General features: G+C 65.4%; 19 protein-coding genes. 6 read left to right on the forward strand and 13 right to left on the reverse strand.

Annotated elements, in window-relative coordinates; genetic code table 11:
* Positions 1-4: 4 nt before the first annotated feature.
* Together EMB92_RS11220 and rimM are read left to right on the forward strand one after the other, a co-directional pair.
* Entirely contained in the window at positions 5-238 is a 234-nt protein-coding gene (locus EMB92_RS11220) for an RNA-binding protein (RefSeq protein ID WP_003828241.1), read from the forward strand.
* Between the two features lie 69 nt (positions 239-307).
* Positions 308-934 carry a ribosome maturation factor RimM gene (gene rimM, locus EMB92_RS11225; RefSeq protein WP_150394935.1) on the forward strand — a complete coding sequence of 209 codons (627 nt, stop codon included), beginning with the start codon at positions 308-310 and terminating at the stop codon, positions 932-934.
* A gap of 23 nt (positions 935-957) precedes the next feature.
* Here the strand turns inward: rimM and EMB92_RS11230 are convergent, their stop codons facing one another.
* From EMB92_RS11230 to EMB92_RS11250, 5 genes are all read right to left on the reverse strand, one after another.
* Positions 958-2,679: a dipeptide ABC transporter ATP-binding protein gene (locus tag EMB92_RS11230; protein WP_150394936.1), complete on the reverse strand. Its 1,722-nt coding sequence runs from the start codon at positions 2,677-2,679 to the stop codon at positions 958-960.
* 121 nt (positions 2,680-2,800) lie between these two features.
* The gene (locus EMB92_RS11235) at positions 2,801-4,474 is read right to left on the reverse strand and encodes an ABC transporter substrate-binding protein (protein ID WP_150394937.1); all 1,674 of its coding nucleotides are present in this window, start codon (positions 4,472-4,474) and stop codon (positions 2,801-2,803) included.
* 77 nt (positions 4,475-4,551) lie between these two features.
* Positions 4,552-5,553, reverse strand: a complete 1,002-nt coding sequence (locus tag EMB92_RS11240) for an ABC transporter permease (protein ID WP_043166910.1) — start codon at positions 5,551-5,553, stop codon at positions 4,552-4,554.
* A complete protein-coding gene (locus EMB92_RS11245) occupies positions 5,550-6,500 on the reverse strand; it encodes an ABC transporter permease (RefSeq protein ID WP_043166908.1) in 951 nt (316 codons plus the stop codon). The genes EMB92_RS11240 and EMB92_RS11245 overlap by 4 nt, the downstream gene beginning before the upstream one ends.
* A 201-nt stretch (positions 6,501-6,701) precedes the next feature.
* The gene (locus tag EMB92_RS11250) at positions 6,702-7,679 is read right to left on the reverse strand and encodes a nucleoside hydrolase (RefSeq protein ID WP_150394938.1); all 978 of its coding nucleotides are present in this window, start codon (positions 7,677-7,679) and stop codon (positions 6,702-6,704) included.
* A gap of 136 nt (positions 7,680-7,815) precedes the next feature.
* Here EMB92_RS11250 and trmD point away from each other — a divergent pair, with 136 nt between their 5' ends.
* Positions 7,816-8,604 (forward strand): tRNA (guanosine(37)-N1)-methyltransferase TrmD, encoded by a 789-nt coding sequence (trmD, locus tag EMB92_RS11255; protein ID WP_150394939.1) that lies wholly within the window; start codon positions 7,816-7,818, stop codon positions 8,602-8,604.
* Between the two features lie 38 nt (positions 8,605-8,642).
* On the opposite strand, the gene EMB92_RS11260 is transcribed toward trmD, so the two are convergent.
* From EMB92_RS11260 to rpmB, 4 genes are all read right to left on the reverse strand, one after another.
* Positions 8,643-9,245 (reverse strand): nitroreductase family protein, encoded by a 603-nt coding sequence (locus EMB92_RS11260; RefSeq protein WP_150394940.1) that lies wholly within the window; start codon positions 9,243-9,245, stop codon positions 8,643-8,645.
* 144 nt (positions 9,246-9,389) lie between these two features.
* Positions 9,390-10,001 (reverse strand): RsmD family RNA methyltransferase, encoded by a 612-nt coding sequence (locus EMB92_RS11265; RefSeq protein ID WP_150394941.1) that lies wholly within the window; start codon positions 9,999-10,001, stop codon positions 9,390-9,392.
* Positions 10,002-10,012: 11 nt separating this feature from the next.
* Entirely contained in the window at positions 10,013-12,508 is a 2,496-nt protein-coding gene (locus EMB92_RS11270) for an ATP-dependent DNA helicase RecG (RefSeq protein ID WP_150394942.1), read from the reverse strand.
* 138 nt (positions 12,509-12,646) lie between these two features.
* A complete protein-coding gene (gene rpmB, locus EMB92_RS11275; protein WP_043166896.1) occupies positions 12,647-12,841 on the reverse strand; it encodes a 50S ribosomal protein L28 in 195 nt (64 codons plus the stop codon).
* 393 nt (positions 12,842-13,234) lie between these two features.
* Between rpmB and EMB92_RS11280 the strand changes: the two genes are divergently transcribed.
* The 3 genes from EMB92_RS11280 (at position 13,235) to EMB92_RS11290 (ending at position 16,543) form a co-directional block, all read left to right on the forward strand.
* Positions 13,235-14,389 carry a PfkB family carbohydrate kinase gene (locus tag EMB92_RS11280; protein ID WP_223847720.1) on the forward strand — a complete coding sequence of 385 codons (1,155 nt, stop codon included), beginning with the start codon at positions 13,235-13,237 and terminating at the stop codon, positions 14,387-14,389.
* 310 nt (positions 14,390-14,699) lie between these two features.
* Positions 14,700-15,989: an MFS transporter gene (locus tag EMB92_RS11285; RefSeq protein ID WP_150394943.1), complete on the forward strand. Its 1,290-nt coding sequence runs from the start codon at positions 14,700-14,702 to the stop codon at positions 15,987-15,989.
* 26 nt (positions 15,990-16,015) lie between these two features.
* On the forward strand, positions 16,016-16,543 hold the full coding sequence (locus EMB92_RS11290; RefSeq protein WP_150394944.1) for a hypothetical protein: 528 nt from the start codon (positions 16,016-16,018) through the stop codon (positions 16,541-16,543).
* 15 nt (positions 16,544-16,558) lie between these two features.
* On the opposite strand, the gene EMB92_RS11295 is transcribed toward EMB92_RS11290, so the two are convergent.
* From EMB92_RS11295 to EMB92_RS11310, 4 genes are all read right to left on the reverse strand, one after another.
* Complete coding sequence (locus tag EMB92_RS11295; protein WP_150394945.1) at positions 16,559-17,734, reverse strand: DUF6429 family protein; 1,176 nt, start codon at positions 17,732-17,734, stop codon at positions 16,559-16,561.
* Positions 17,735-17,970: 236 nt separating this feature from the next.
* Positions 17,971-18,603, reverse strand: a complete 633-nt coding sequence (locus tag EMB92_RS11300) for an HAD family hydrolase (protein WP_150394946.1) — start codon at positions 18,601-18,603, stop codon at positions 17,971-17,973.
* 140 nt (positions 18,604-18,743) lie between these two features.
* A complete protein-coding gene (locus EMB92_RS11305) occupies positions 18,744-20,003 on the reverse strand; it encodes a MalY/PatB family protein (protein ID WP_150394947.1) in 1,260 nt (419 codons plus the stop codon).
* 99 nt (positions 20,004-20,102) lie between these two features.
* On the reverse strand, positions 20,103-21,044 hold the full coding sequence (locus EMB92_RS11310; protein WP_150394948.1) for a LysR family transcriptional regulator: 942 nt from the start codon (positions 21,042-21,044) through the stop codon (positions 20,103-20,105).
* Positions 21,045-21,439 lie beyond the last annotated feature (395 nt).

Here is a 21,439-nt window from a genome sequence, read left to right on the forward strand (position 1 = left end):
GGTCATGCTCGCACAGGCAGTGGAACATCTCATCAAGAACATCGTCGATTTCCCGGATGACGTGTCCGTCAAGTCCCACGAGAACGCGCGCGGCGAACTGCTTCGCGTGCGCGTGAACCCGGAGGACATCGGCCGCGTCATCGGTCGCTCCGGCCGCACGGCCAACGCGATCCGCACGGTGGTGCAGGCCCTGTCCGACCACAAGGTGCGCGTCGACATCATGGATGTGCGCCGCTGACCCACGCGGGATGACAGCCACGCTGATCGGATGTGACGGCGGTGACGGCCATAGGCTACACTGCCAAGCATGACTGATCAGCACACTATGCAGGACGACCCTCAGCAGCCCGAGCTGCTGAGGGTCTGTCGTATCGGCCGAGCTCAGGGCATGAAGGGCGAGGTCACCGTACAGATCTTCACCGACGAACCGGAATGGCGCTTCGAACCCGGGTCGGTGCTGTATTCCGAGGACGGCGAGACGGAGTACACCGTCGAATCCTCTCGCACGTTCAAGAACCGATGGATCATCAAGCTCGAAGGCTGCGACGATCGCAACGCCTCCGAAGCCCTCAACGGCACCATGCTGTACGGCGAGGCCGATGATCCCGACGACATGCTCGAAGCCGACGAATGGTATCCGAAGGATCTCATCGGCCTCGAGGCCCGCATGGACGAGGAGAACGCGCTCGGCGTCGAGGGCGGGCATGTGGTGGGCAAGGTCGTCGACGTGATCGACTCCCCCGCCCAGTCCCTGCTCAAGATCCGCCTTGCCGAACCGGTGACGGTCGGCACCGCCAAGGACGGCACGCCGGTGGTCGAGAAGACCGCGCTCGTGCCGTTCGTCGACGAGATCGTCCCCGAAATCGACCTCGAGGAGGGCTATCTCACCCTCGACCCGCCGGGCGGGCTGATCCCGGGAATCCCGGGGATGTGATCGATCCGGGGATCATCCCCGGATCACAGATCGATCTTCGGCGAGGCGTCGAGCAGCGTCCGCGTGTACTGCGCACGCGGACGGTTGAGCACCTCATCGGTCGCGCCGGACTCGACGACATGCCCGTTGCGCAGCACGGTGATCACATCGGACACCTCCTGCACGATGCCCAGATCATGCGTGATGAACAGACACGCGAACCCCTCCTCAACCTGCAGACGGTGCAGCAGATCCAGCACACGACGCTGCACCGTCACATCAAGCGACGACGTCGGCTCGTCGGCGATCAGCAGCGACGGGCTCAGCGCCAGCGCACGCGCGATGCCGACGCGCTGACGCTGACCGCCCGACAGCTGATGCGGGAAACGATCGGCCACATCGGCCGGCAGTTCCACCTGATCCAGCAGCTCGAGCACACGCTTGCGCCTGTCGGCCTGGGAGAACCCGCCCTGCACGCTCATCGGCTCGCTGATGCTCCACGCGACGCTCTTACGCGGATTCAACGCCGAACCGCTGTCCTGGAACACGTACCCCATATGGGACAGGATCCCGCGCTTGCGACGCCCATGCGCCCTGGCCAGATCCTCGCCGTCGATGAGCACACGCCCGCGCGTCGGGGAAAGCTGGCCGGAGACGACCTTGGCGATCGTGGTCTTGCCCGCGCCGGACTCGCCAACCAGCGCGCGGGTGCGCCCCGCCACCAGATCGAACGAGATGTCCTCCACCGCGTACTTGCCGGGGCGATACGCCACCGACACGCCCTCGATCGACGCCGCGCGTTTGCCATCGCCCAGCGCGGCGCGCTCGCCGGCGTCGTCCGACTTTTCCGGCTGGCCCGACACGTCCGGCTTGCCGGGCTCGGGCTCGCGCACCGTGGCGATCGCCGGCTCAGCCGATTCCTCGACGTGCAGCCTCGGCACCGCCGCCAGCAGCATCCTCGTGTAGTCGTCCTTCGGATTGCGGAAGACCTCGCCCACGCTCCCCTGTTCGACGATCACGCCGTCATGCATGACGTACACGTCCTGCGCGGCCTGCCACACGACGCCCATGTCGTGCGTGATCAGGAGCACCGCGAGATCGAGTTCGGCCGCGAGCGAGGAGATGAGCTTCAAAATGGCCTGCTGGGTGGTCACGTCGAGCGCGGTGGTCGGCTCGTCGGCGATCAGCACCTTGGGGCGGTTGATGATCGCCATCGCGATCATCACGCGCTGCAGCTGTCCGCCGGACAGTTCATGCGGATACGACGACCAGACGCGTTCGGCGTCCTGAAGTCCGACCTCGCGCAGCTGCTCGAGCACCTTCGCCTTACGCTGGGCGGCGCTGAGGTTCCGCTGATGGTATTTGAGCGATTCGGCGACCTGCATGCCCAGCGTGAACACCGGGTTGAACGCGGTGGACGGCTCCTGGAACACGGTGCCGATGTATTCGCCGCGGATGCGCTGCAGCGGCGCGTTGTCCGCCAGCAGGTCGATGTCATGACCGGATGCGGCGTCCCTGCCGGCATCCCTGCCGGCGTCGTCGCCGTCGCCGCCCTCATCGAGGAACGCGTGGCCCTTGACGCTGGCCACGGACGGGTCGAGTCGGGGCAGCGCCATCGCCGTCACCGACTTGCCGGAGCCGGATTCACCGACCAGCGCGGTGATGCGCCCCGGGTAGAGCTTCAGGCTCACGCCGTGGGTCACCTCCCGCTCGTCGAAACTGACGGACAGTCCGTCGACGGTGACGATCGCGCGCGGCTCGCTCATTGCTGCTCCTTGGCTGGTCATGAGATCACGAAGACTTGGGAAAAGTATGGGGTGCGCCCCGTGCCCGGGTGGGCTCGCGGGGCGCATTCACTGGTCATTGGCTTGGGATTTGGGTACCGGGTCAGTTCGCGCTGGCGAGCGTGACCTGGTTGTAGTCCGGGTATGCCGGGAAGTTGCCGATCACGAAGTTGGTGACGTTCGATCCGTGGATGAACGTGTTCTTCGAGTAGATCAGCGGCACGACGGGGGCGTCGGCCATGATCTTCTTGTCGGTCTCGGCCCAGATCTTGCCGGCCTCGCTCTGGTCGATGGTCTCGGTGGCCTTCTTGATGAGGGCGTCGACCTCCGGGTTGGAGTAGCGGGCGAGGTTGTAGTTGCCGTTGCCGATCTGCGAGGAGTCGAACAGCGGGGAGATGTTCGCGTACGGCGACGGGAAGTCCGGCTGCCAGCCGCTGATGACGAGGTCATAGTCGCCCTCGTTGTTGGTCTCCGCATCGGAGAAGACGTCGTCGTTCAGGGTCTGGATGTCCACCGTGATGCCGGCGCGCTTGAGGCTCGTCTGGATGGAGGAGGCGGTCTCGGCCTGATCGGAGGTGGCGATGAGCTTGAGCTTCGGGGAGGTCTGGCCGGCCTCCTTGAGCAGCTGCTTGGCCTTGTCGACGTCGCCGGTGGAGTCGGCCTTGTACAGGTCGTACTTCTCGCGGCCGGCGATGCCCGGGGTGATGAGGGTCGTGGCGAAGTTGCCGGCGATCTCGCCGCCGGAGGCGGTCTGGTAGGCCTTCTTGTCGACGGCGTATTCGATGGCCTGACGCACCTTCAGGTCCGTCACGCGCTTGGTGTTGATGGCGAGGTATTCGAGGGCGCCGTCACCGCTGGTGGCGAGCAGCTTCTGGTAGGCGGGGTTGGCCTGCGCCTGCGCGAGCTGCGCCGGCGGGACGAATCCGGAGAGGAAGGAGTTCTTGCCCTCGCCGGTGCCCTGCATGATCGACTGGGCGGCCACGGAGGTGTCCTGGCTCATCTTGAACACGATCTTGTCGGGACCTGCGGTGCGCACCGGGTCGGTCTTCTTGTCCCAGTACTTGTTGCGCACGTACACGGCCTGCTTGCCGGCCTCGTTCGACTCGACCTTGTACGGGCCGGAGGCGACCGGGGTCTTGCCGTAGCCGGAGGCCGGGCCCTTGCCTTCGGGCACCGGGGTGAAGGCGGCCAGCGAGGCCACCCACGGCCAGTCGCCGAACGGGGCGTTCAGGTGGAAGACGATGGTCTTGTCGTCCGGGGTCTCGATGGAGTCGAGATGCTTGCCGTCGAACGGACCGTGGTAGTCCTGCGCGCCCACGAGCAGCGTCTTGTGGTAGCTCAGACCGCCGGTCAGGGAGTCGGCGAAGGAGCGCTCGAGACCGTACTTGATGTCCTTGGACGTGATCGTCGTGCCGTCGTCGAACTTGATGCCGTCCTTGAGGGTGTAGGTCCAGGTCTTGCCGTCGTCGCTCGGCTCGCCGGTGGTGGTGGCGAGGTCCGGCACGACCTTGGTCTCGCCGCCCTGCGTGATCTTCCATGCGGTCAGACGGCGGAAGATGTTGCCGTTGGTGGTGATGGGCAGACCCTGGCTCTTGGCCGGGTCGAGGTCCATCTCGGTGCTGGACAGCAGAACGTTCAGCGTGCCGCCGGTGGCGCCGGTCGACTGGCCGTTCGCCGTGCCGTTGGCGGTGTTGTTGCTGGCGCCGCAGCCCGACAAGGCGAGCACCGCCGCGCACACGCCGGCGATCGCGGCGCGCACCACGTGCTTGTTGGTCATGGTTGTCTCCTCTTCTTTTGCGCCGGCCCTCGATCGGTCCGGCAAGTCTTGTGAAATCGGAAATGCCGCTGATGGCGTCAGTTCCTGCCCAGCGTGACCCTCGGATCAAGCAGGCTGTAGCAGATGTCGACGATGAGGTTGGCGATGATCACCAGCACCGCGGCGAACAGCGTCGCCCCGACGAGCACCTGCAGATCCAGATTCGATACGGAGTCGAGCAGCAGCGCGCCCAGTCCCTGCATCGAGAACACCTTCTCGGTCAGGACCGCGCCGCCGAGCAGGCCGCCCAGATCGAGACCGAACATGGTCATGACCGGCAGCATCGCGTTGCGCAGCGCGTGCTTGAACACGATGACCGACTCGGGCACGCCCTTCGAGCGGGCGGTGCGGATGTAGTCCTGGCTCAGCTCGCCGATCATCTGCGTGCGCGTGATGCGCGTGTAGCCGGCGGCGCTCAGGATCGCCAGCACCAGCCACGGCAGGATCAGGTGGTAGAGCCACTGCACCGGGTCCTGGCTGAAGTTCACGTATCCGCCGGAGGGGAAGATCTGGATGCTCAGCGCGAACGCGATCACGGCGAGCAGGCCGATCAGGTACGACGGCGCGGACACGCCCACGACGGACAGGCCGAGCAGCGTGCGGTCGACGAGCGTATCGCGCTTCAGGGCGGCCCACACGCCGCTGGCGACGCCGATGATGAGCCACAGCACGGCCGCGCCCACCGCGATCGAGGCGGTGACGGGGAAGCGGTCGGCGATCAGCTGACTGACGGATTCGTTGAGACGGAACGAGTAGCCGAGGCACGGTGCGTCGCACACGACCGCGCCGCCGCCGGTGCCGAAGGTGCGTCCCACGAAGATGCCGGCGATGTAGCTGCCCATCTGGATGTACCACGGCTGGTCGGTGCCCATGAACGCCGAGACGCGGCTCAACTGCTCGGGCGTGCAGGGCTTGCCGCAGGACAGCTGCGCGGGGTTGGTGGGCAGCAGGAAGAAGATGAGGAACAGCGCCAGCGTGATCAGGAGGATGACCAGCAGCGAGCTGGCGATGCGCTTGCCGATGTAGGCGAGGATGTTCATGCGCGGACCCCCTTGCGCGGATCGATGGCGTCGCTCAGACCGTCACCGAGCAGATTGAAGCCGAAGGTGAGTAGGAACAGCGCGCCACCCGGGAACAGAAGGTACATCGGATCGACGAGCGCCCACTGGACCGCGTCGGAGATCGAACGGCCCCAGGACGGGGTCGGCGGGTTCATGCCCACGCCGAGGAACGACAGGCCGGCCTCGGCGCCGATGCGGCCCGGGATCGACAGGGTCACGTTGACGATGAGCAGCGGCATGAGGTTCGGCAGGATCTGGTGCCACAGCACGTGGGCCGGGGAGGCTCCCATCACGCGCGAGGCCACGGCGAAGTTGCGTTTGCTCAGAGTCAGGGTCTGGCCGCGCACCAGTCGCGCGATGCCCGGCCATCCGAAGAAGCCGAGGACGAGCGTGAGCAGCAGTGGGCGCGGGAAGCTCTGCGGCACGACCACCGACAGGGCGATCGCGAAGATGAGGAACGGGAAGCCGAAGAACACGTCCATCGTGCGGGAGATCAGCGCGTCGGCCAGTCCTTGGAAATAGCCGGCGAGCAGGCCGAGCGCCACGCCGATCACCAGCGAGATGACCGAGGAGAACAGGCCGATGCCCAGTGAGATGCGCGAGCCGTACGCCACGATGGAGAACAGGTCGACGCCGCGCAGCGGGGTCACGCCGAACCAGTGGCTGGCGCTGATGCCGCCGCCGAATCCGGCCGGCACCGAGCCGGCGAGCGCCTCGGGGTGCTCGGCGTACGGGTCGTTGCCGGTGATCGCGGACAGGGGTCCGGCGAACACGGCGAGGGCCACGAAGAGCAGGACGATGACGCCGCCGACGATGATCGACGAGCGCAGATACGGTGATCTGTCTGCGGATGCGCCTGTGGCCGTACTGCGTGCCGCGGCCGATCCGCGTTTCGTCCCTCCGGCTGGTGCCGTCACTTCCGACATGTCTGTTCGCCTCTTTTCCTAGTCGAACAAACACAGTAACTCGAATCGAACCGTTTCAGGGCCGATTGCCATCAGAGAAACTGATGACCTGCTATCGTTCCCTGATTTGGCGCGAATCGTGAGCGCTATCGGGTTTTCCTATACCCCCGGCTTGTCTCGCATGCAGCGCCAGCATGCGAGACGTGGGCGGGCGGCTCCCCGTCACTTCGCCGCGAGGGCGGTGATGCGCGTCATGAACCTCTCGAGGAACTCCGGCACGTCGACGCCGAGGGCGACCTGCGTGTGCTTGTCCGGATCGGCCAGGCGCGCCCGGTCGCCGATCGTGCGGCCGCGGAACGCGCCGTCCAGATCGACCTTCAGGTTCACGCCGAGGGTCGTGACGAGCATCGGGTCGAGCGCGGCGGCGACGGCGAGCGGGTCGTGCAGGCCGCATCCGCCGATCTCGGGCTGGTGGGCGAGGTAGAAGTCGATGTAGTAGTCGGTCATGTCGGCGAGGAAATCGCCCGCCGGGGTGCCGAGGGCGCGCCAGACGGCCGTGCCCTTGCGGGTCAGCGCGGTCTGGTGGGTCACGTCGAGGCCGATCATCGTGGTGCGCGCGCCGCAGCGGAACAGGTAGTCGGCGGCCTCGGGGTCCTGGGAGATGTTCGCCTCGGCGCCCGGGCTCACGTTGCCCGGCACGGTGAGCGCCCCGCCCATCAGGGTGATGCGCGCGCCGGAGTCCTTGACGTCAGGCGCGGTCTTGAGGACGGTGGCCGTCGTGGTCATCGCGCCGGTCGGCACGATCACGAGGTTCTCGCCGTACGTGCGCGCCGCGTCGATGATGAAGTCGACCGCGGAGCCGTCCGGTTCGCTCGCGCGCGGCGAATCGGGAATCGTTGCGCCGCCGACGCCGTTGGGCGCGTGGACGGCGACCGATCCGGCGCTCGGCTCCCACGGTCCGTTCACCGCGGGATCGTAGGCGAGCGGATGGTCGACGCCCGGGTAGACGGGCACGTCGTCGCGTCCGAACAGGTGCAGCACGGCGAGCGAGTTGCGCACGCCCCGGCGCACGGTGACGTTGCCGTACGTGCCGGTGATGCCGATCAGATCGACCTCGTCGCCGCTGCCCAGCGCGTAGGCGATCGCCAGCGTATCGTCGATGCCCGTGTCCAGATCCAGAATCAGCTTGCGTGCCGCCATCGTCCGCTCCCTTGTCTCGTGTTGCTATCTATCAATAGCGCATGCCGTCACCCGCCCGATGGAACCCGACATGAACAATCCGTGAACCTCGAGTGCGGCCCCGCCGCCCGCACCCCTTGCGATAGGGTGGATGGTTATGAAGATCGATATCGTGAGCGTGTTCCCCGAGTATTTCGACGTGATGAACCTGAGTCTGATGGGCAAGGCGCAGGACAAGGGCCTGTTGCGCATTACGGCGCATAACTTGCGCGATTGGACGCATGACGTGCACCACTCGGTCGACGACACCCCGGTCGGCGGCGGCGCGGGCATGGTCATGAAACCCAGTGTCTGGGCCGAATGCCTCGATGAGCTGCTGGGGCCAGAGCCGGCGGATAGCCCGGTCCTGATCTTCCCGAACCCGTCGGCACCGCTGTTCACGCAGCGCGACGCGACCGAGCTCTCCCACGCCGAGCACCTGCTGTTCGGCTGCGGACGCTACGAGGGCTATGACGCGCGCATCCCCGAGTACTACCGTTCGCGCGGCGTGGACGTGCGCGAGTACTCGATCGGCGATTACGTGCTCAACGGCGGCGAGGTCGCCACTTCGGTGATGCTCGAGGCGATCACCCGCCTGATCCCGGGATTCATGGGCAACTCCGACTCCATCGTCGAGGAATCCTACACGGGAAGCAACGCCCTGCTCGAGCATCGCCAGTACACGAAACCCGCCGAATGGCGGGGTTTGAAGGTTCCGGACATCCTCCTGTCCGGAGACCACGGCAAGGTGGACCGCTATCGTCGCGACGAGGCGCTGGAGCGCACCAGCCAGATCCGCCCCGACCTGATCGAGCGGCTCGACTGCAAGTCGCTCGACAAGGCCGACCGCAAGACGCTGATCACGCTCGGCTGGGAGGTCTCCTCGGCCCACCCGAGAAGGGTGTGAGCAGGTGGCTGGTTCCCGGGGAACCAGCCACCCATCGATCACAGACCGAACACCTTGACGCGGGTGTCGGCCGGCTGCTTGTCGACCGGGGCGGCCGGCTGGGCGATGACGCCGAACGGCATCTGGGCCTGCAGCTTCCAGCTCGCCGGCAGACCGAACTCGGCGGTGACGGCCTCGTCGATCAGCGGGTTGTAGTGCTGCAGGGAGGCGCCGAGGCCCTTGTCGGCGAGCGCGGTCCACACGGCGAGCTGCAGCATGCCGGCGGCGTCACGGGCGAAGCCGGGGAAGTTGGCGGCGTAGGCGGGGATGTTCTCCTGCAGCTGCTTGGTGACGTCCTCGTCGTCGTAGAAGAGCACGGTGCCGTGGCCGGCGGCGAAGGCGTTGATCTTGGCCTCGGTGGACTTGAACTGCTCATCGTCGTTGACGACCTTGCGCAGGGTCTCCTTGACGATGCCCCACAGCTTCTGGTTGGCGTCGCCGAACAGGACGACGGCGCGCTGCGGCTGGGAGTTGAAGGCGCTCGGCACCTCGACGGTGACCTTCTTGACGAGGTCGGCGATCTCCTGATCGCTGATCGGGGAGGCGTCGGTCAGGGCGTACTGGGAGCGGCGCTTTTCGAGTTCCTCGACGAAGTTCGACATGGTTCATGTCCCTTTCATGTGATCGTGTCCCGGCCCGTCACGATCCAACATCATGAGATATCTCGTTTCGAGCCATCGCTTACGGATACCACGATACGAGATATCCCAGACAGCGCGATCTCGCCCGCGAAAAGCCAACGAGCCTCAGCGCTCGATGTAGAACACGGCAGTCTCGCCGTAGTCACGGCGATCGGTCACCCCCCACCCCTCGGGAGGAACGGGGTCGTCGGAGCGCGCGGAGCGTTCCAGCACGATCACCGTACCCTCGCCCGCCATGCCCGACGCAGCCAGATCGGCGAGCAGTTTCTCGCACGCCTCGGTCTCGAACGCGTAGGGCGGGTCGATGAAGATCACGTCGTAGGCGGCCACCGCGGGCGAGATCGCCACCGCGCCATCGCCCGCAGCATCCCGGTGCGTCGGCTCCGCGAACTTCTCGGCCTTCGCGCGCACCACGCGGGCCTGAAGATCGGCCGTCCACGCGCGATTGCGCTTCAACGCGCCGAGCGTCTTCGCGATCAGCGCGGCCGCCGGACCGTTCGCCTCGACCGCGACGAGCTCGCGGGCCCCGCGCGAGAGCGCCTCGATGCCGAGCGCGCCCGTACCGGCGAACAGGTCGAGCACGCGGGCGTCGTCGAGCACGCCCCACGAGTCGAGACGCGAGAAGATCGCCTCCTTGGTGCGGTCGGTGGTGGGGCGGGTCACGCTTTTCGGCGTGGTCAGCGCCATGCCTTTGAATCGTCCGGAAATCACACGCATGATGATCGACCTTAGTTGGAGGTCAGGAAGGTCTCGTTGCCGCGCGTGAAATCGAGCACGGCGCCGGCGAGCTGCGGGTTGCCGGACAGATCCGGGTCGTCGGCGAGCAGACGCTCCGCGCGTTCGCGCGCGTCGACGATGAGATCGGCGTCCTTGACGACGCGCAGCAGCTTGAGGCTGGATTTCGCGCCGGACTGCGCGTCGCCGAGCACGTCGCCAGCGCCGCGCAGCTCAAGATCGGCCTTGGCGATCTCGGCGCCGTCGAGCGAACCGCGGATGACGTCCAGTCGCTGCGCGGCGATCGACCCGGCCTCGGCGCGCGAGACGAGGAACGCCCAGCTGTCGGTGCCACCGCGCCCGACGCGGCCGCGCAGCTGATGCAGCTGGGACAGACCATACCGGTCGGCGTCGAAGATGACGATGCAGCTGGCCTGTCTGACGTCGACGCCCACCTCGATGACGGTGGTGGCGACGAGGATCGGCGTCTCGCCGGATGCGAAATCGGCCATGACGGCGGTTTTGACGTCGTCCTTGTCGCGTCCGGTCAGAGTCGCGAACCGCACGCCCCGAAACTGCGGCAGGGCCTTGAGCCGCTCGGTGATCTCCGCGACCGAATGCAGCGGCGGCCGGGCGACGGCATCGCCGTTCTCGTCCAGCACCTCGAACAGGTCGTCGATGCCGTCGTCCCCGCCCGTCGCGTCGTCCGCGGCATCGGCGTCACCGGCACCATCCGCGGCATCGGCACCGTCCGCGTCGATGCGGGCGCACACGATGTACGCGCGCTCCCCCGCGTCAATGCGCGAGCGGATGTGCGCGAACATGCGGCCCATCGTCGGACCGTCCGATTCGTCGACGACGATCGTGCGGATCGGCTTGCGCCCGCCGGGCAGTTCGGTCAGCCACGAGATGTCGAGATCGCCGAACCAGGTCATCGCGGCGGTGCGCGGGATCGGCGTGGCGGTCATCACCAGCAGGTGCGGCACGGTGCCGTCGGCCGATTCGGCGCTGAGGGAATCGCGCTGTTCGACGCCGAAGCGATGCTGCTCGTCGATGACGACGAGCGCGAGGTTCGGCGCCTGGAACGTCTTGGAGAATGCGGCGTGCGTGGCGACGATGATGCCCGGTTCGCCGCTGGCCGCGGCCGCAAGCGCCTTGCGCCGGGCCGCGAGCCGCATGCCGCCGGTCAGCAGCGTGACCGGCACGTCCAGTCCCTCGACCATCCGGCCGATGGAGTCATGGTGCTGTTCGGCGAGCACCTGCGTGGGAGCGACGAGCACGGCCTGATGCCCCGCTCCGACCGCCTGCATCATCGCGGCGAGCGCGACGACGGTCTTGCCGGAGCCGACCTCACCCTGCAGCAGACGGCGCATCGGACGCTCGCCGGACATGTCACGGGCGATGTCGTCGACGACCGTACGCTGGCCGTCGGTCAGCGTGAACGGCAGCGAGGCGAGGAACCGGTCGCGCAGGCCGCCCTTGTCCTCCCCCTCACCCTCGTTCAGCGGGCAGGGCGTGGCGGGCGACTGATGCGCGCTGTTGCGCGCCTTGAGCAGGGCGCTCTGGCAGACGAACGCCTCCTCGTAGCGCAGCGTCTCGATGCCCTTGTGGAACTGTTCGACCGTCTTGGGGTCGTGGATCGCACGGAACGCGTCGGCCCGGTGCATGAGGCCGCGTGCGGCGCGCACGTCCTCGGGCAGCACGTCGGGGATGGCCTTGGCGAGCGTGCCGGTGAACTCCTCCTCGTCGCCGCGCGACTGCAGGATGATGTCGTCGGTGCCGGGCGCGGCGATGTCACGTCCGCCGAGCGCCCACATCAGGCTCAGAATGGTCTCGTGGATGCGTTCGCTGGACAGTCGCGCGGACGCGTGATAGACGGGTCGCGGCCGGCAGACGCGCGCAAGACCCTCGATCGGCGAGGGCGCATCGTAGGAGGGCTTGCGCTGAGTGCGCGGGGAGCGGTCGCGCACCTTGCGTTCGATGTCGATGTCCGGGGAGAAGGCGAGCCACGGGTCGGCGGCCCGGGCGGCGCGTGCGGCGCGGGTGTTGCCGCCGAGCGGATTGCCCGGCGCCACGGTGAGGATCTGCGGATGCGTGAACTGCAACTGGCCCATGTATTCGCCCGCGGTGCCGGCGACGACCACGGTGGCGCCGTTGGTGAGCCGGGCGGCCATCCAGTCGATGTAGCTGCGTTTGCCGGAGAAGAAGACAAGGCGGGCCCTGCCGGAGGCGACGCCGCGCGTCGCCGCATAGATGGCGTCGTCGACGATGACCTCGAGTCGCAGCATCCGACCGGTCGCCACGCGCGACGAGACGACCGTCGCCACGAACGCCATCGGCTCGCCGATCCGCGCCTCGCTTACAGCGCGTGCGGGAACGGGATCGGACACGCGGAACGGATAGTAGGTCAGCGCGTCGCCGATGGTTCTGATGCCGAACGATTTGAGCGTGGATGCACGCCGCTTGTTCGCCAGCAGCGAGGCGACCCGGGTAGCCAGCTTGATGCTCATGGCAATCCATTGTTCCCGCATACGCGGACGGCACCGGCCAACGCCACACTGCTCCCGACCACGCGAGCCTACGCCAATAGCAAAAGCCCCCATCGGCGAACCGATGGGGGCTTCGTAACGCTTATGCTATCGCGCACTTCACGCAACCACGCGCTGGACCTTGCCGGCCTTGAGGCACTTGGCGCACACGGCGATACGGACGTTCTGGCCGTCGACGGTGGTGCGCACCGGCTGAAGGTTCGGGCGGAAGCGACGCTTGTTGCGGATATGCGAGTGAGACACGGTGTATCCGACCTGCGGACCCTTGCCGCACACTGCACAACGAGCTGCCATGATGGACTCCCTTTAACCTTGACTGTCAAGTCTTTTCGCGTTCCGGCCGGACGCGTCTACACACATCGGGCATATGACTATAGGTCTATGCAGATATGCGCCGATTGCATCTAGCCGAACACACAACTTCACGAATATATCCTGAAATGGGGACAAACGCAACCACGGCGTGGTATGCTACCCGCCACGAGCCTCCGATCCGGCGTCAAACCGTCATCGAACCCGCCGGAAAAACGGATCAGCGTCGGGATATTGTCCATTGCGCTTCCAGCGTGTTCGCATAGAATCACGGTAGAACTGAAAGCAGGGGCACAGGCGCACGCAAGGATGCGGAACCTGCAGCACCCGACAACATAAAACATTCGGAGGTTCCACGGGCACAAGGAGGACACGATGCTCGGATTGACAGTCAACGAGGAGACCATGCTCGGCAAGCTCATCGCCAGAAGAAAGGCCGAGGCGGAGGAGGAGCTGCGCCGCCACAAGGAGGAGGAACGCAACCGCGAGCGCGAGGCGAAGGACCACACCCCCTCCGTGATCTCGCTCGGTCAGGTGTGGGTCGACATCATGATGGATGTGGACTCGCTGCCGGCGAGCGGCGGATTCACCGTCGCGGACGCCGCGCATCCGGCGATCGGCGGCAGCTACCGCGTACTCGATGCGGTCAGCCGCATGGGCGTGCCCGCCGAGCACGCGGGCGTCATCGGCAACGGCGTATGGGCGTCGATGATCCGCAAGGCGTACGAGGAGGACGGCATCGTCCACGTCGGACCGAGCCGGCTCGACGTGGACTCCGGATTCCGTCTCGTCTTCCACGACGGCGACGGCCGCAAGACGTTCGTCGCGCACTACGGCGCCGAGGCGCGAGGCGACGAACACACGTTCGACACGCTCGAACCGGGCGCCGGCGACGTGGTCCACATCTCCGGCAACACGCTGCTCGACCACACGGCTGCCGGCATCGACGAATTCATGGACCGCGCCGGCAGCGATCCGAGGAAGCGGCCGTACCACCTCGTCATCAACCCCACGAACACGCTCAAGCTCGTCAACGACCATCTGCTCGAGGATCTGGTGCTGGCCCGCCCGATCTGGTCCTGCAACCGCCAGGAGGCGACGACGCTGGCCGAACGCCTCGGCATCGCCCTCGATGAGGGCGACACCCTCACCGTCGGCGGCGGCTTCGACAAGGCGATGAACGCGCTGTGCGACGCACTCGGCAACACGCTGCGCGCCCCGCTGATCGTACGCGCGGGCGCACGCGGCGCATGGGTGCGCGAGCCGGGCGGTGACGTGCTGCACGTCGAGGGCTACCCGACCAAGGGTGTCCACACGCGTTCCGCCGGCTCCTGCCACACCGGCGCGATGTGCGCGATGCTCGCGAAGGGCTGGTCGCTCGCCGATGCGGTGAACATCGCCAACGCGGCCGCCTCGATCGCCATCCAGCGCTCCCACGCCGGCGTGCCGGTCTGCCCGTCCGCCGACGAGGCCATCCAGCTCGCCGGAGTGGATCCCGAATCGCCGTCCGAATCGCCGTCCTCGCACTGACATGACCATTTCCTAGACACTTTTCTCACTTCCTAGGCAGGCGGGTGGTCGGCGACCGCGGGAGGCACGAAAGAAACCGTTGGTTTTCCGCGCCTCCCGCGCCGGGCACAGGACGTGATCAGGACGCGACCTGCCTAGGAAACGCAAAATCTGCCTAAGAAACGTCTCCTCTATGCGCCTATATGCGCCTCGACATAAGTTCATCCTGCGTTCACCTATGCACGGCCCACACCGGCGCCACGCATCCGTACGATTAAAGATGGTCTGGACGTTCCACCGAACGCCCCCACGGATTCGTCGAGGAGTGAACATGTCCGAAAGCACCGCCGCGGCCCTGCCCGCCTCCGCCAGGCTCACCGCGCGTGAGAAGAAGTGGATCGTCTACGACGTGGGCAACTCCGCGTTCGTGCTGCTGTCGACCGCCGTCATCCCGATCTACGCGAAGTCGCTGATGCCGGCGGACGGCAACATCGTGTCCGCGTGGGGCTACGCGCAGACGATCGCCTCGCTGGTGATCGCCCTGCTCATGCCGCTGCTCGGCTCGATCGCCGACGTGCAGGGCATGAAGATCAAGTTCTTCCTCGGCTTCTTCGGCACCGGCGTGGTGATGTGCTGCGCGATGGCCCTGCCGCTGACCTGGCTGCCGTTCCTCATCGTCTACGTGCTGGCGACGATCGGCCTGAACGGCTCGCTCACGTTCTACGATTCGATGCTCATCGACACGACCTCGAACGAACGCATGGACAAGGTCTCCTCGCACGGCTACGGCTGGGGCTACGTCGGCTCGACGATCCCGTTCATCGCCTGCATCGCCCTGATCTTCGCAGGCCCCTCGATCCTCGGCTGGTCGACGGCCGCCTGCACGCGCGCCGCGTTCATCATCACGGCCATCTGGTGGGTGGCGTTCACGATCCCGCTCATCACCAGCTACACGCAGGTCCACTACCGCGCCACCCGCGACCACGCCGCCGAGGCCGTGCGCGGCACGTTCACCGAACTGGCCGGCACGTTGCGCAAGCTCGTGAAGAACAAGCCGCTGTGGATGTTCATGATCGCGTTCTTCTTCTACATCGACGCGGTCAACACCGTGATCTCGATGAGCACGTCGTACGGCACGCAGCTCGGCATCGACTCGACCCAGCTGGTCGTCGCCCTGCTGGTCACGCAGTTCGTCGCCTTCCCGTGCGCGATCATCTACGGGCGTCTCGCCGGCCGCTTCGGATGCAAGCCGATGATCATGGCCGCGGTGGTCGCGTACATGGGCATCGTGTTCTTCGCCACGTTCTTCCTCAAGTCGGCCGTCGAATTCTGGATCCTCGCGATTCTGGTCGGCATGTTCCAGGGCGGCATCCAGGCGCTCTCCCGCTCCTACTACGGCAAGATCATCCCCAAGGAGCACGCCAACGAGTACTACGGCCTCTACGACATCTTCGGCAAGACGGCTTCGATCCTCGGCACGTTCCTCGTCGCCACGACCACGACCCTGACCGGCAACGCCTCCCTCGGCGTCCTGTCCATCGCGATCCTCCTCGTCGTCGCCCTCGTCTTCCTGACATTGCAGAAGGACCCGACGCGCACGGCCGCGGCCCGGACCGCCTGATACCAAGGGCGACTAACCTTGACATCATGAACCTTGGCGACATGAACATGCTGCGGACGATCGCGCGGCACTGGAAGGCGCTGACGGTCGTCGTCGCGCTCGCCGTCATCGCGTATTTCTGGATCTGGCTGCCGTACAAACCGCTCGACACCAGTCATACGCGATACGTCATCGCCACGGACGGCACCGGATTCATGCACGCGCAGATCGACGACGCGATAGACGCCATGCTTGAAAGCAAGCAGTCGTTGCACGGCTGTTCGATCGACAGCGTCACCTTCGACGAAACCCGCTCGGACGACATGCTGCGCTTGGAGGTTCGGATGGTCGAGAACTCGGGCGCGGACAGCGGCTCCTCCGTGTACAGCGCCATCAGGAAGTACGGCATCGACCACGTCGCCGTATTCACCACCGACTTCACCTGCGCGCACCAGAGCGCCTACGGATACGGGTTCAACCGGGGTACAACGACCGGCTGGCACGACTACTACGCCTACGCGCCCGGCTCGCCCGACGCCGAGCGCGGCTGGGTGTACATCGACAGCGGCAGCTGACGCATCAACATGACGTCACAGTGAATCGATCCCTTTCTTCCACTCGACCATGGACTTGTGATCGGGGTGGTTCGGGTCGGTATACGCCTTGAGGAACTCGGCGAACCCCCATGGTCCTCCGACGTCTTCAGGAGGTGCGTCACCCTCACTCCCACAAACCGTGGGATGTTCGATCTCGCTTGTTTTGTTGGTCTTGACAAGCTTGATCTCGTGTTCCCAGTTGTCGCCGTAATCGTACGTGTACAGCGCGGTGCGGCTGCGCGGGAACACTTCATCAAGACGCACGGTGTCCGCGTCGGCGGGCGTACGCCGGCTCCAGTAGTCGTCGAACGAATTCTCGTTCGACGAGGACTCCAACTGGTATTTCACACCGCGACTGTTCAGCTGGATGTTCCATAGGTGGTAGTCCTTCCAGTCGAACGCATGCTGGATGGCCATGTGCAGGTCGGTGAAGGACGATCCGGCCGGCATCTCGATTTCACGCCAGCACACCAGTGGCTTGCCGTCAGGTGACGTCGCATCGTATAGACGCAAAGTCACGCGTAACAGGAAGGAACGCGGATCATCGACGTCTACGTACTTCGTGTCAATATGTTCGGCGATATCATCCATCGGTGTTGAATCACCGTAGCTGGCGTATCCGCGGAACTGATCGAGGCCCGAACGATCCGCACGGGATTGGTCGCCATCGCTTTCCAGCATCGTCACCAATCCGTGCGGACCAAAGACGTGTTCGGGATCGTTCCGTTCATCAGAGGGATCGAGGTCAGGACGACCTGCCGCGCGTGCCATCAGCGACATCACCACCATCTGCGCTTCCTGCTCGGTGAGAGTGTCGATGTCTTCCATCATCTCCGCGAACATGTCATGATGCGCATGATGCACACCGTTCGCAGCGCCACCACCGGTCATGATCCGATACCGATCGACCAATGCCTTGGCGAGACCAACTCCCTGCTCCGTCAGATAGACGGACTTGTTGCCCTTGCGCCCCTCTACCAGTTGTTCATCACGTAGCGCATCCACGGCGCCCCAGCTGTAGCTGACCCACGAGCGCAGCAAGGGTTTGGCGCCCTCGGTCTTGGAACTCTCATCCCATGATGTCAGCCACAACAGCATCAGGGTGAGATCCTTGATCATCCCGTCACGCCATGCATCCGATTCGACAGGTATCTCGCTTGAATTGTCCATTCGTTTCTCCCTTGAAATCGCATCACCGATATGCACCACTATAAGGTCTTGATGAGCCAGCCGTGACGACCGTGTTTATAGACGTATTCGGTCAGCTGCAGTAGCCACCGCTCTCGAGCGCAAGCAGATGTACCAATCTGCCGGGGACGTCCCCTGCATCGAACTCCGACCGGCATACACGCTCACGAATGAACACCTTGACACGCATCGTATGCTTCATACTCTCATCTTGACTCTCACTGCCCGAGCAGCAAGGGGCGCAGCGTCGCTTCGTCAACGAACCGGATGCCGGTCAGGCCCGGTACGGCGGCCGACGCGGCGTCGGCGTTGCGCTGCTTGTCGTCGACGAACGCGGTATGCTCCGGGTCGACGCCGAACCGCGCGACCGCCCGACGGTAGATCTCCGCGTCGGGCTTGTGGATTTTCTCGGCGCTGGATACGACCACATCGCGCAGGATGTTCAGCGCGGGGAACAGTTCGCGCGCCGCGTCCACGTATTTCACGGTGAAGTTGGTCAGCCCCCAGCAGCGTACGCCGGCCGCGTCCAGATCGCGCAGCAGCGCGGCCATGCCCGGCAGCATGCCGGCGAGCGCGAGTCGCTGACGCCGGAAATACGCGGCGTACGCCTCCAGCTGACGCACTTTGCCGCCTGATTCCTCTCCGATGCCGTGCCGCGACGCGTACTCGGCGAGGACCTGTTCCTCGCTCCAGCCAAGGTCCGACAGGATGTCGTAATGCCAGAAACCGAACGGGTCGTGCCGGTCGAAGAGCGCGTCGAGCACGTCGTCGGGGAACAGGCCCTCGACGGCGCGTCGCGGCCTCCAGTCGACCAGCACGTCGCAGAAATCGAAGATGATGTCGGTGTACATGCCTGTCAGCTTACAGCGAATCGTTCTCAGTAAGAAACGTGTGAGCCAATCACACATTCCCGCACAATCGCACATGTCGAAAAAGCCCGGAATTGCGCCCTTTCGACGTCAGGCATGTGCGATTCGCGTACTTCGTAGGCTCACACGTTTGCTATTGAGAATGATTCGCTGCACAGCCCGTCCGCGCGCAACGCCTCATACATGCGATCAAAGCACTCCCTGAGCAGCGGATAGGGCATCGCGAAGTTCATGCGCACGCATCCGGCGCCGCACTCGCCGCATTCGCGGCCGTCGGTCAAGGCGACTCCGGCCTTCTCGAGGAAGTACGCGGCCGGATCGTCAATGCCCAGCGGCGAGAAATCGAGCCACGCGATGTACGTGCCCTGCGGCGGAATGTAGCCCACACGCGTGAAGCGCGTGCGCATCTCGTCATCGACCAGCGCGATGTTGCGCTCGATGTACTTCAATACCCCGTCGAACCATGCGCTGCCGCCGTCGTAGGCCGCGGTGGTGGCGATCGCGCCGATGGTCGCGGTCTGGTGCTCGGACCATTCCGCGTTGCGCATCCACAGGTCGAGGTCGTCGGGGTTGGTGAGGATCACCTGCGCGCACTTGGTGCCGGGGATGTTGAACGATTTCGAGGCGGATGTGGACGTGAACGCCTGCCTCGCGGTCCGCTCGTCGATCGAGGCGAACGGCACGTGCGTGTACCCCCGGTAGACGAACGGCGCGTGGATCTCGTCGGAGAAGATGCGCACGTCGTACTTCTCCGCGAGATCGGAGATGCGCAGCATCTCGTCGCGCGTGAGCACCTTGCCGATCGGATTATGGGGATTGCACAGCGTGAACGCGTGACAGCCGGCGGCGAACGTGCTCTCGATCGCGTCGAAGTCGAACAGCCACTCCCCTGACGCGTCGTCGCGCAGCATCGGGATCTCGATGACGTCGACGCCGTACAGGCGCGGCACGCTCAGGAACGGCATGTAGGCGGGCGTCGGCACGATGATCGAGTTACCGGCGCGTACGATCTCGCGCAGGAACACCTCGAACGCCTCGAGCACGTCCGGCACCGGGCGGATGACCGCCGGGTTGACGTTCCAGTCGTAGCGCAGCTGCCATGCGGCGCAGGATCGCGCGACCTCCTTCTTCCACGGGTCGGGGATGTAGCCGAGCGCTCCGCGTTCGGTCGCCTGTTCGATGGCCTTGGCGACGCACGGCGCAAGTCCGTAATCCATCTCCGCGATGAACGCCCCGATGCATCCGGGGTGACGCGTCCACTTGTCCGAACCGATGCGTTCGAGTTCCTCGATGCTCTCCGCGTCGATGCGCGCGGCGTCGAAGCCGCCGTCGGTCTCCGTCTCGTTCATGGGACGGTCGATGATGATGCTCTTCGTATCCATGACGCCCATTGTTCCCGGCGTGGATCGGCCGCTCAACGACGCCGCTCCCCGGAATCGTGATGGCGTTGGCAAGATTGCTTATCGACCCGTGTTCCGTTCTCAGGCCGGTTTGCCGCCGATCAGGTATCTCAACGCGGTACGCTTGAGTTCCTCGATGAGCGGCTGCAGAGCGGGCCGCTTGTCACCGGCACGCGTGACGACGCCGATCTCGCGAGACGCATAATCATCCGTGATCGGACAGGCGACGAGGTCCTCACCAAGATTGATATGCGTGTCCAGTGCCGGCACGAGCGAGACGCCCATACCGACCTCCACGAGGTTCTGCGTCGCCCAATAGTCGTCCGTCGCGTGGCGGATGTCCGGCGTGAATCCGGCGCGCGCGGCGAGCTTGACGAGGTTCGCGCGGCAGGTCGCGCATCCGGCGATCCACGGTTCATCCCTGGCCGCGGACAATGGCACCGGCGTCCCGTCCGATTCGTATGCGCGGGCGATGGCGCTCGAACGTCGCACCAATAGCCGCAGCGGGTCGGTGCCGAGCGATTGGAAGTCAAGATCGTCGCCGATGGGCAGGAATCCGGGGATGCTGCTGTAACGGAACACGACGGCCGCGTCGGCCTTGCCCTGTGCGATCAGGGCGATCGCCTCGGGCGGCTCCATCTGCGTCAGGCTCAGTTCGATGTCGGTGTACATGCCGAGTTTGACGACCGTGCGCGCCGCGATCGTCGAGCAGATCGACGGAGGCGCGACGAGCGTCAGATGCGCGAATCGTCGCTCCCGATAATCCTTCAGCTCACGTTCCGCACGTTCCATCCGATCCGCGATCGCCTCGCCGTGACGCGCGAGCATCGCGCCCGTGGCGGTCAGTTCGACCCCGTGCGGCGTGCGATCGACCAGCATGGTGCCGCACTGCGATTCCAGCTTCTTGATCTGCTGGCTGATGGCCGGCTGCGACCATCCGGTCGCCTTGGCCGTGGCGGAGAACGAACCATACTGTTCGATGCGCCACAGGGTTACGAGCGACTGCGGATTGAGGTCGGCCATGCCTAGAACTCCTTGTCCGCCCGATAAGAATCAGGCTGCGAATGCGGCCATTGCCTGTCAGCGTACGTTCTTGCGGGTATTATCAATCGGTTTCCGGATAACCGTACGGATACCGATTGTAGGAGTACGGTTGTCCGGAAGCCTCCCGGGAATGTCCGGAGGAACGTACGGCGGCGTGTCATCAATGTACGTTCTCACGGATGGTGCCGGAAATACCCGGACAAGCGTACGCCGTATTGCCGCCGAGGTTTCTGGATGGTTGTTGGTGTGTGGGTATGGGTTGGGCCCCGGGAGCTGTTGCTCGACCGGGGCCCAACTATGTTTGGTAGCGGCGACGTGCTACTCTCCCACATCCTCTCGGGTGCAGTACCATCGCCGTGCAAGGCCTTAGCTTC

The sequence above is a fragment of the Bifidobacterium callitrichos genome (assembly GCF_008698085.1).
Lineage (GTDB): Bacteria > Actinomycetota > Actinomycetes > Actinomycetales > Bifidobacteriaceae > Bifidobacterium > Bifidobacterium callitrichos.

Coding starts and splice junctions, on each gene's coding strand:
- EMB92_RS11240 (WP_043166910.1), bottom strand. CDS start 5,553: ATGAACATCCTCGCCTACATCGGCAAGCGCATCGCCAGCTCGCTGCTG.
- EMB92_RS11220 (WP_003828241.1), top strand. CDS start 5: ATGCTCGCACAGGCAGTGGAACATCTCATCAAGAACATCGTCGATTTC.
- EMB92_RS11305 (WP_150394947.1), bottom strand. CDS start 20,003: ATGGATACGAAGAGCATCATCATCGACCGTCCCATGAACGAGACGGAG.
- EMB92_RS11245 (WP_043166908.1), bottom strand. CDS start 6,500: ATGTCGGAAGTGACGGCACCAGCCGGAGGGACGAAACGCGGATCGGCC.
- EMB92_RS11310 (WP_150394948.1), bottom strand. CDS start 21,044: ATGGCCGACCTCAATCCGCAGTCGCTCGTAACCCTGTGGCGCATCGAA.
- rpmB (WP_043166896.1), bottom strand. CDS start 12,841: ATGGCAGCTCGTTGTGCAGTGTGCGGCAAGGGTCCGCAGGTCGGATAC.
- EMB92_RS11295 (WP_150394945.1), bottom strand. CDS start 17,734: ATGGACAATTCAAGCGAGATACCTGTCGAATCGGATGCATGGCGTGAC.
- rimM (WP_150394935.1), top strand. CDS start 308: ATGACTGATCAGCACACTATGCAGGACGACCCTCAGCAGCCCGAGCTG.
- EMB92_RS11230 (WP_150394936.1), bottom strand. CDS start 2,679: ATGAGCGAGCCGCGCGCGATCGTCACCGTCGACGGACTGTCCGTCAGT.
- EMB92_RS11285 (WP_150394943.1), top strand. CDS start 14,700: ATGTCCGAAAGCACCGCCGCGGCCCTGCCCGCCTCCGCCAGGCTCACC.
- EMB92_RS11260 (WP_150394940.1), bottom strand. CDS start 9,245: ATGTCGAACTTCGTCGAGGAACTCGAAAAGCGCCGCTCCCAGTACGCC.
- EMB92_RS11290 (WP_150394944.1), top strand. CDS start 16,016: ATGAACCTTGGCGACATGAACATGCTGCGGACGATCGCGCGGCACTGG.
- EMB92_RS11300 (WP_150394946.1), bottom strand. CDS start 18,603: ATGTACACCGACATCATCTTCGATTTCTGCGACGTGCTGGTCGACTGG.
- EMB92_RS11265 (WP_150394941.1), bottom strand. CDS start 10,001: ATGCGTGTGATTTCCGGACGATTCAAAGGCATGGCGCTGACCACGCCG.
- trmD (WP_150394939.1), top strand. CDS start 7,816: ATGAAGATCGATATCGTGAGCGTGTTCCCCGAGTATTTCGACGTGATG.
- EMB92_RS11280 (WP_223847720.1), top strand. CDS start 13,235: ATGCTCGGATTGACAGTCAACGAGGAGACCATGCTCGGCAAGCTCATC.
- EMB92_RS11270 (WP_150394942.1), bottom strand. CDS start 12,508: ATGAGCATCAAGCTGGCTACCCGGGTCGCCTCGCTGCTGGCGAACAAG.
- EMB92_RS11235 (WP_150394937.1), bottom strand. CDS start 4,474: ATGACCAACAAGCACGTGGTGCGCGCCGCGATCGCCGGCGTGTGCGCG.
- EMB92_RS11250 (WP_150394938.1), bottom strand. CDS start 7,679: ATGGCGGCACGCAAGCTGATTCTGGATCTGGACACGGGCATCGACGAT.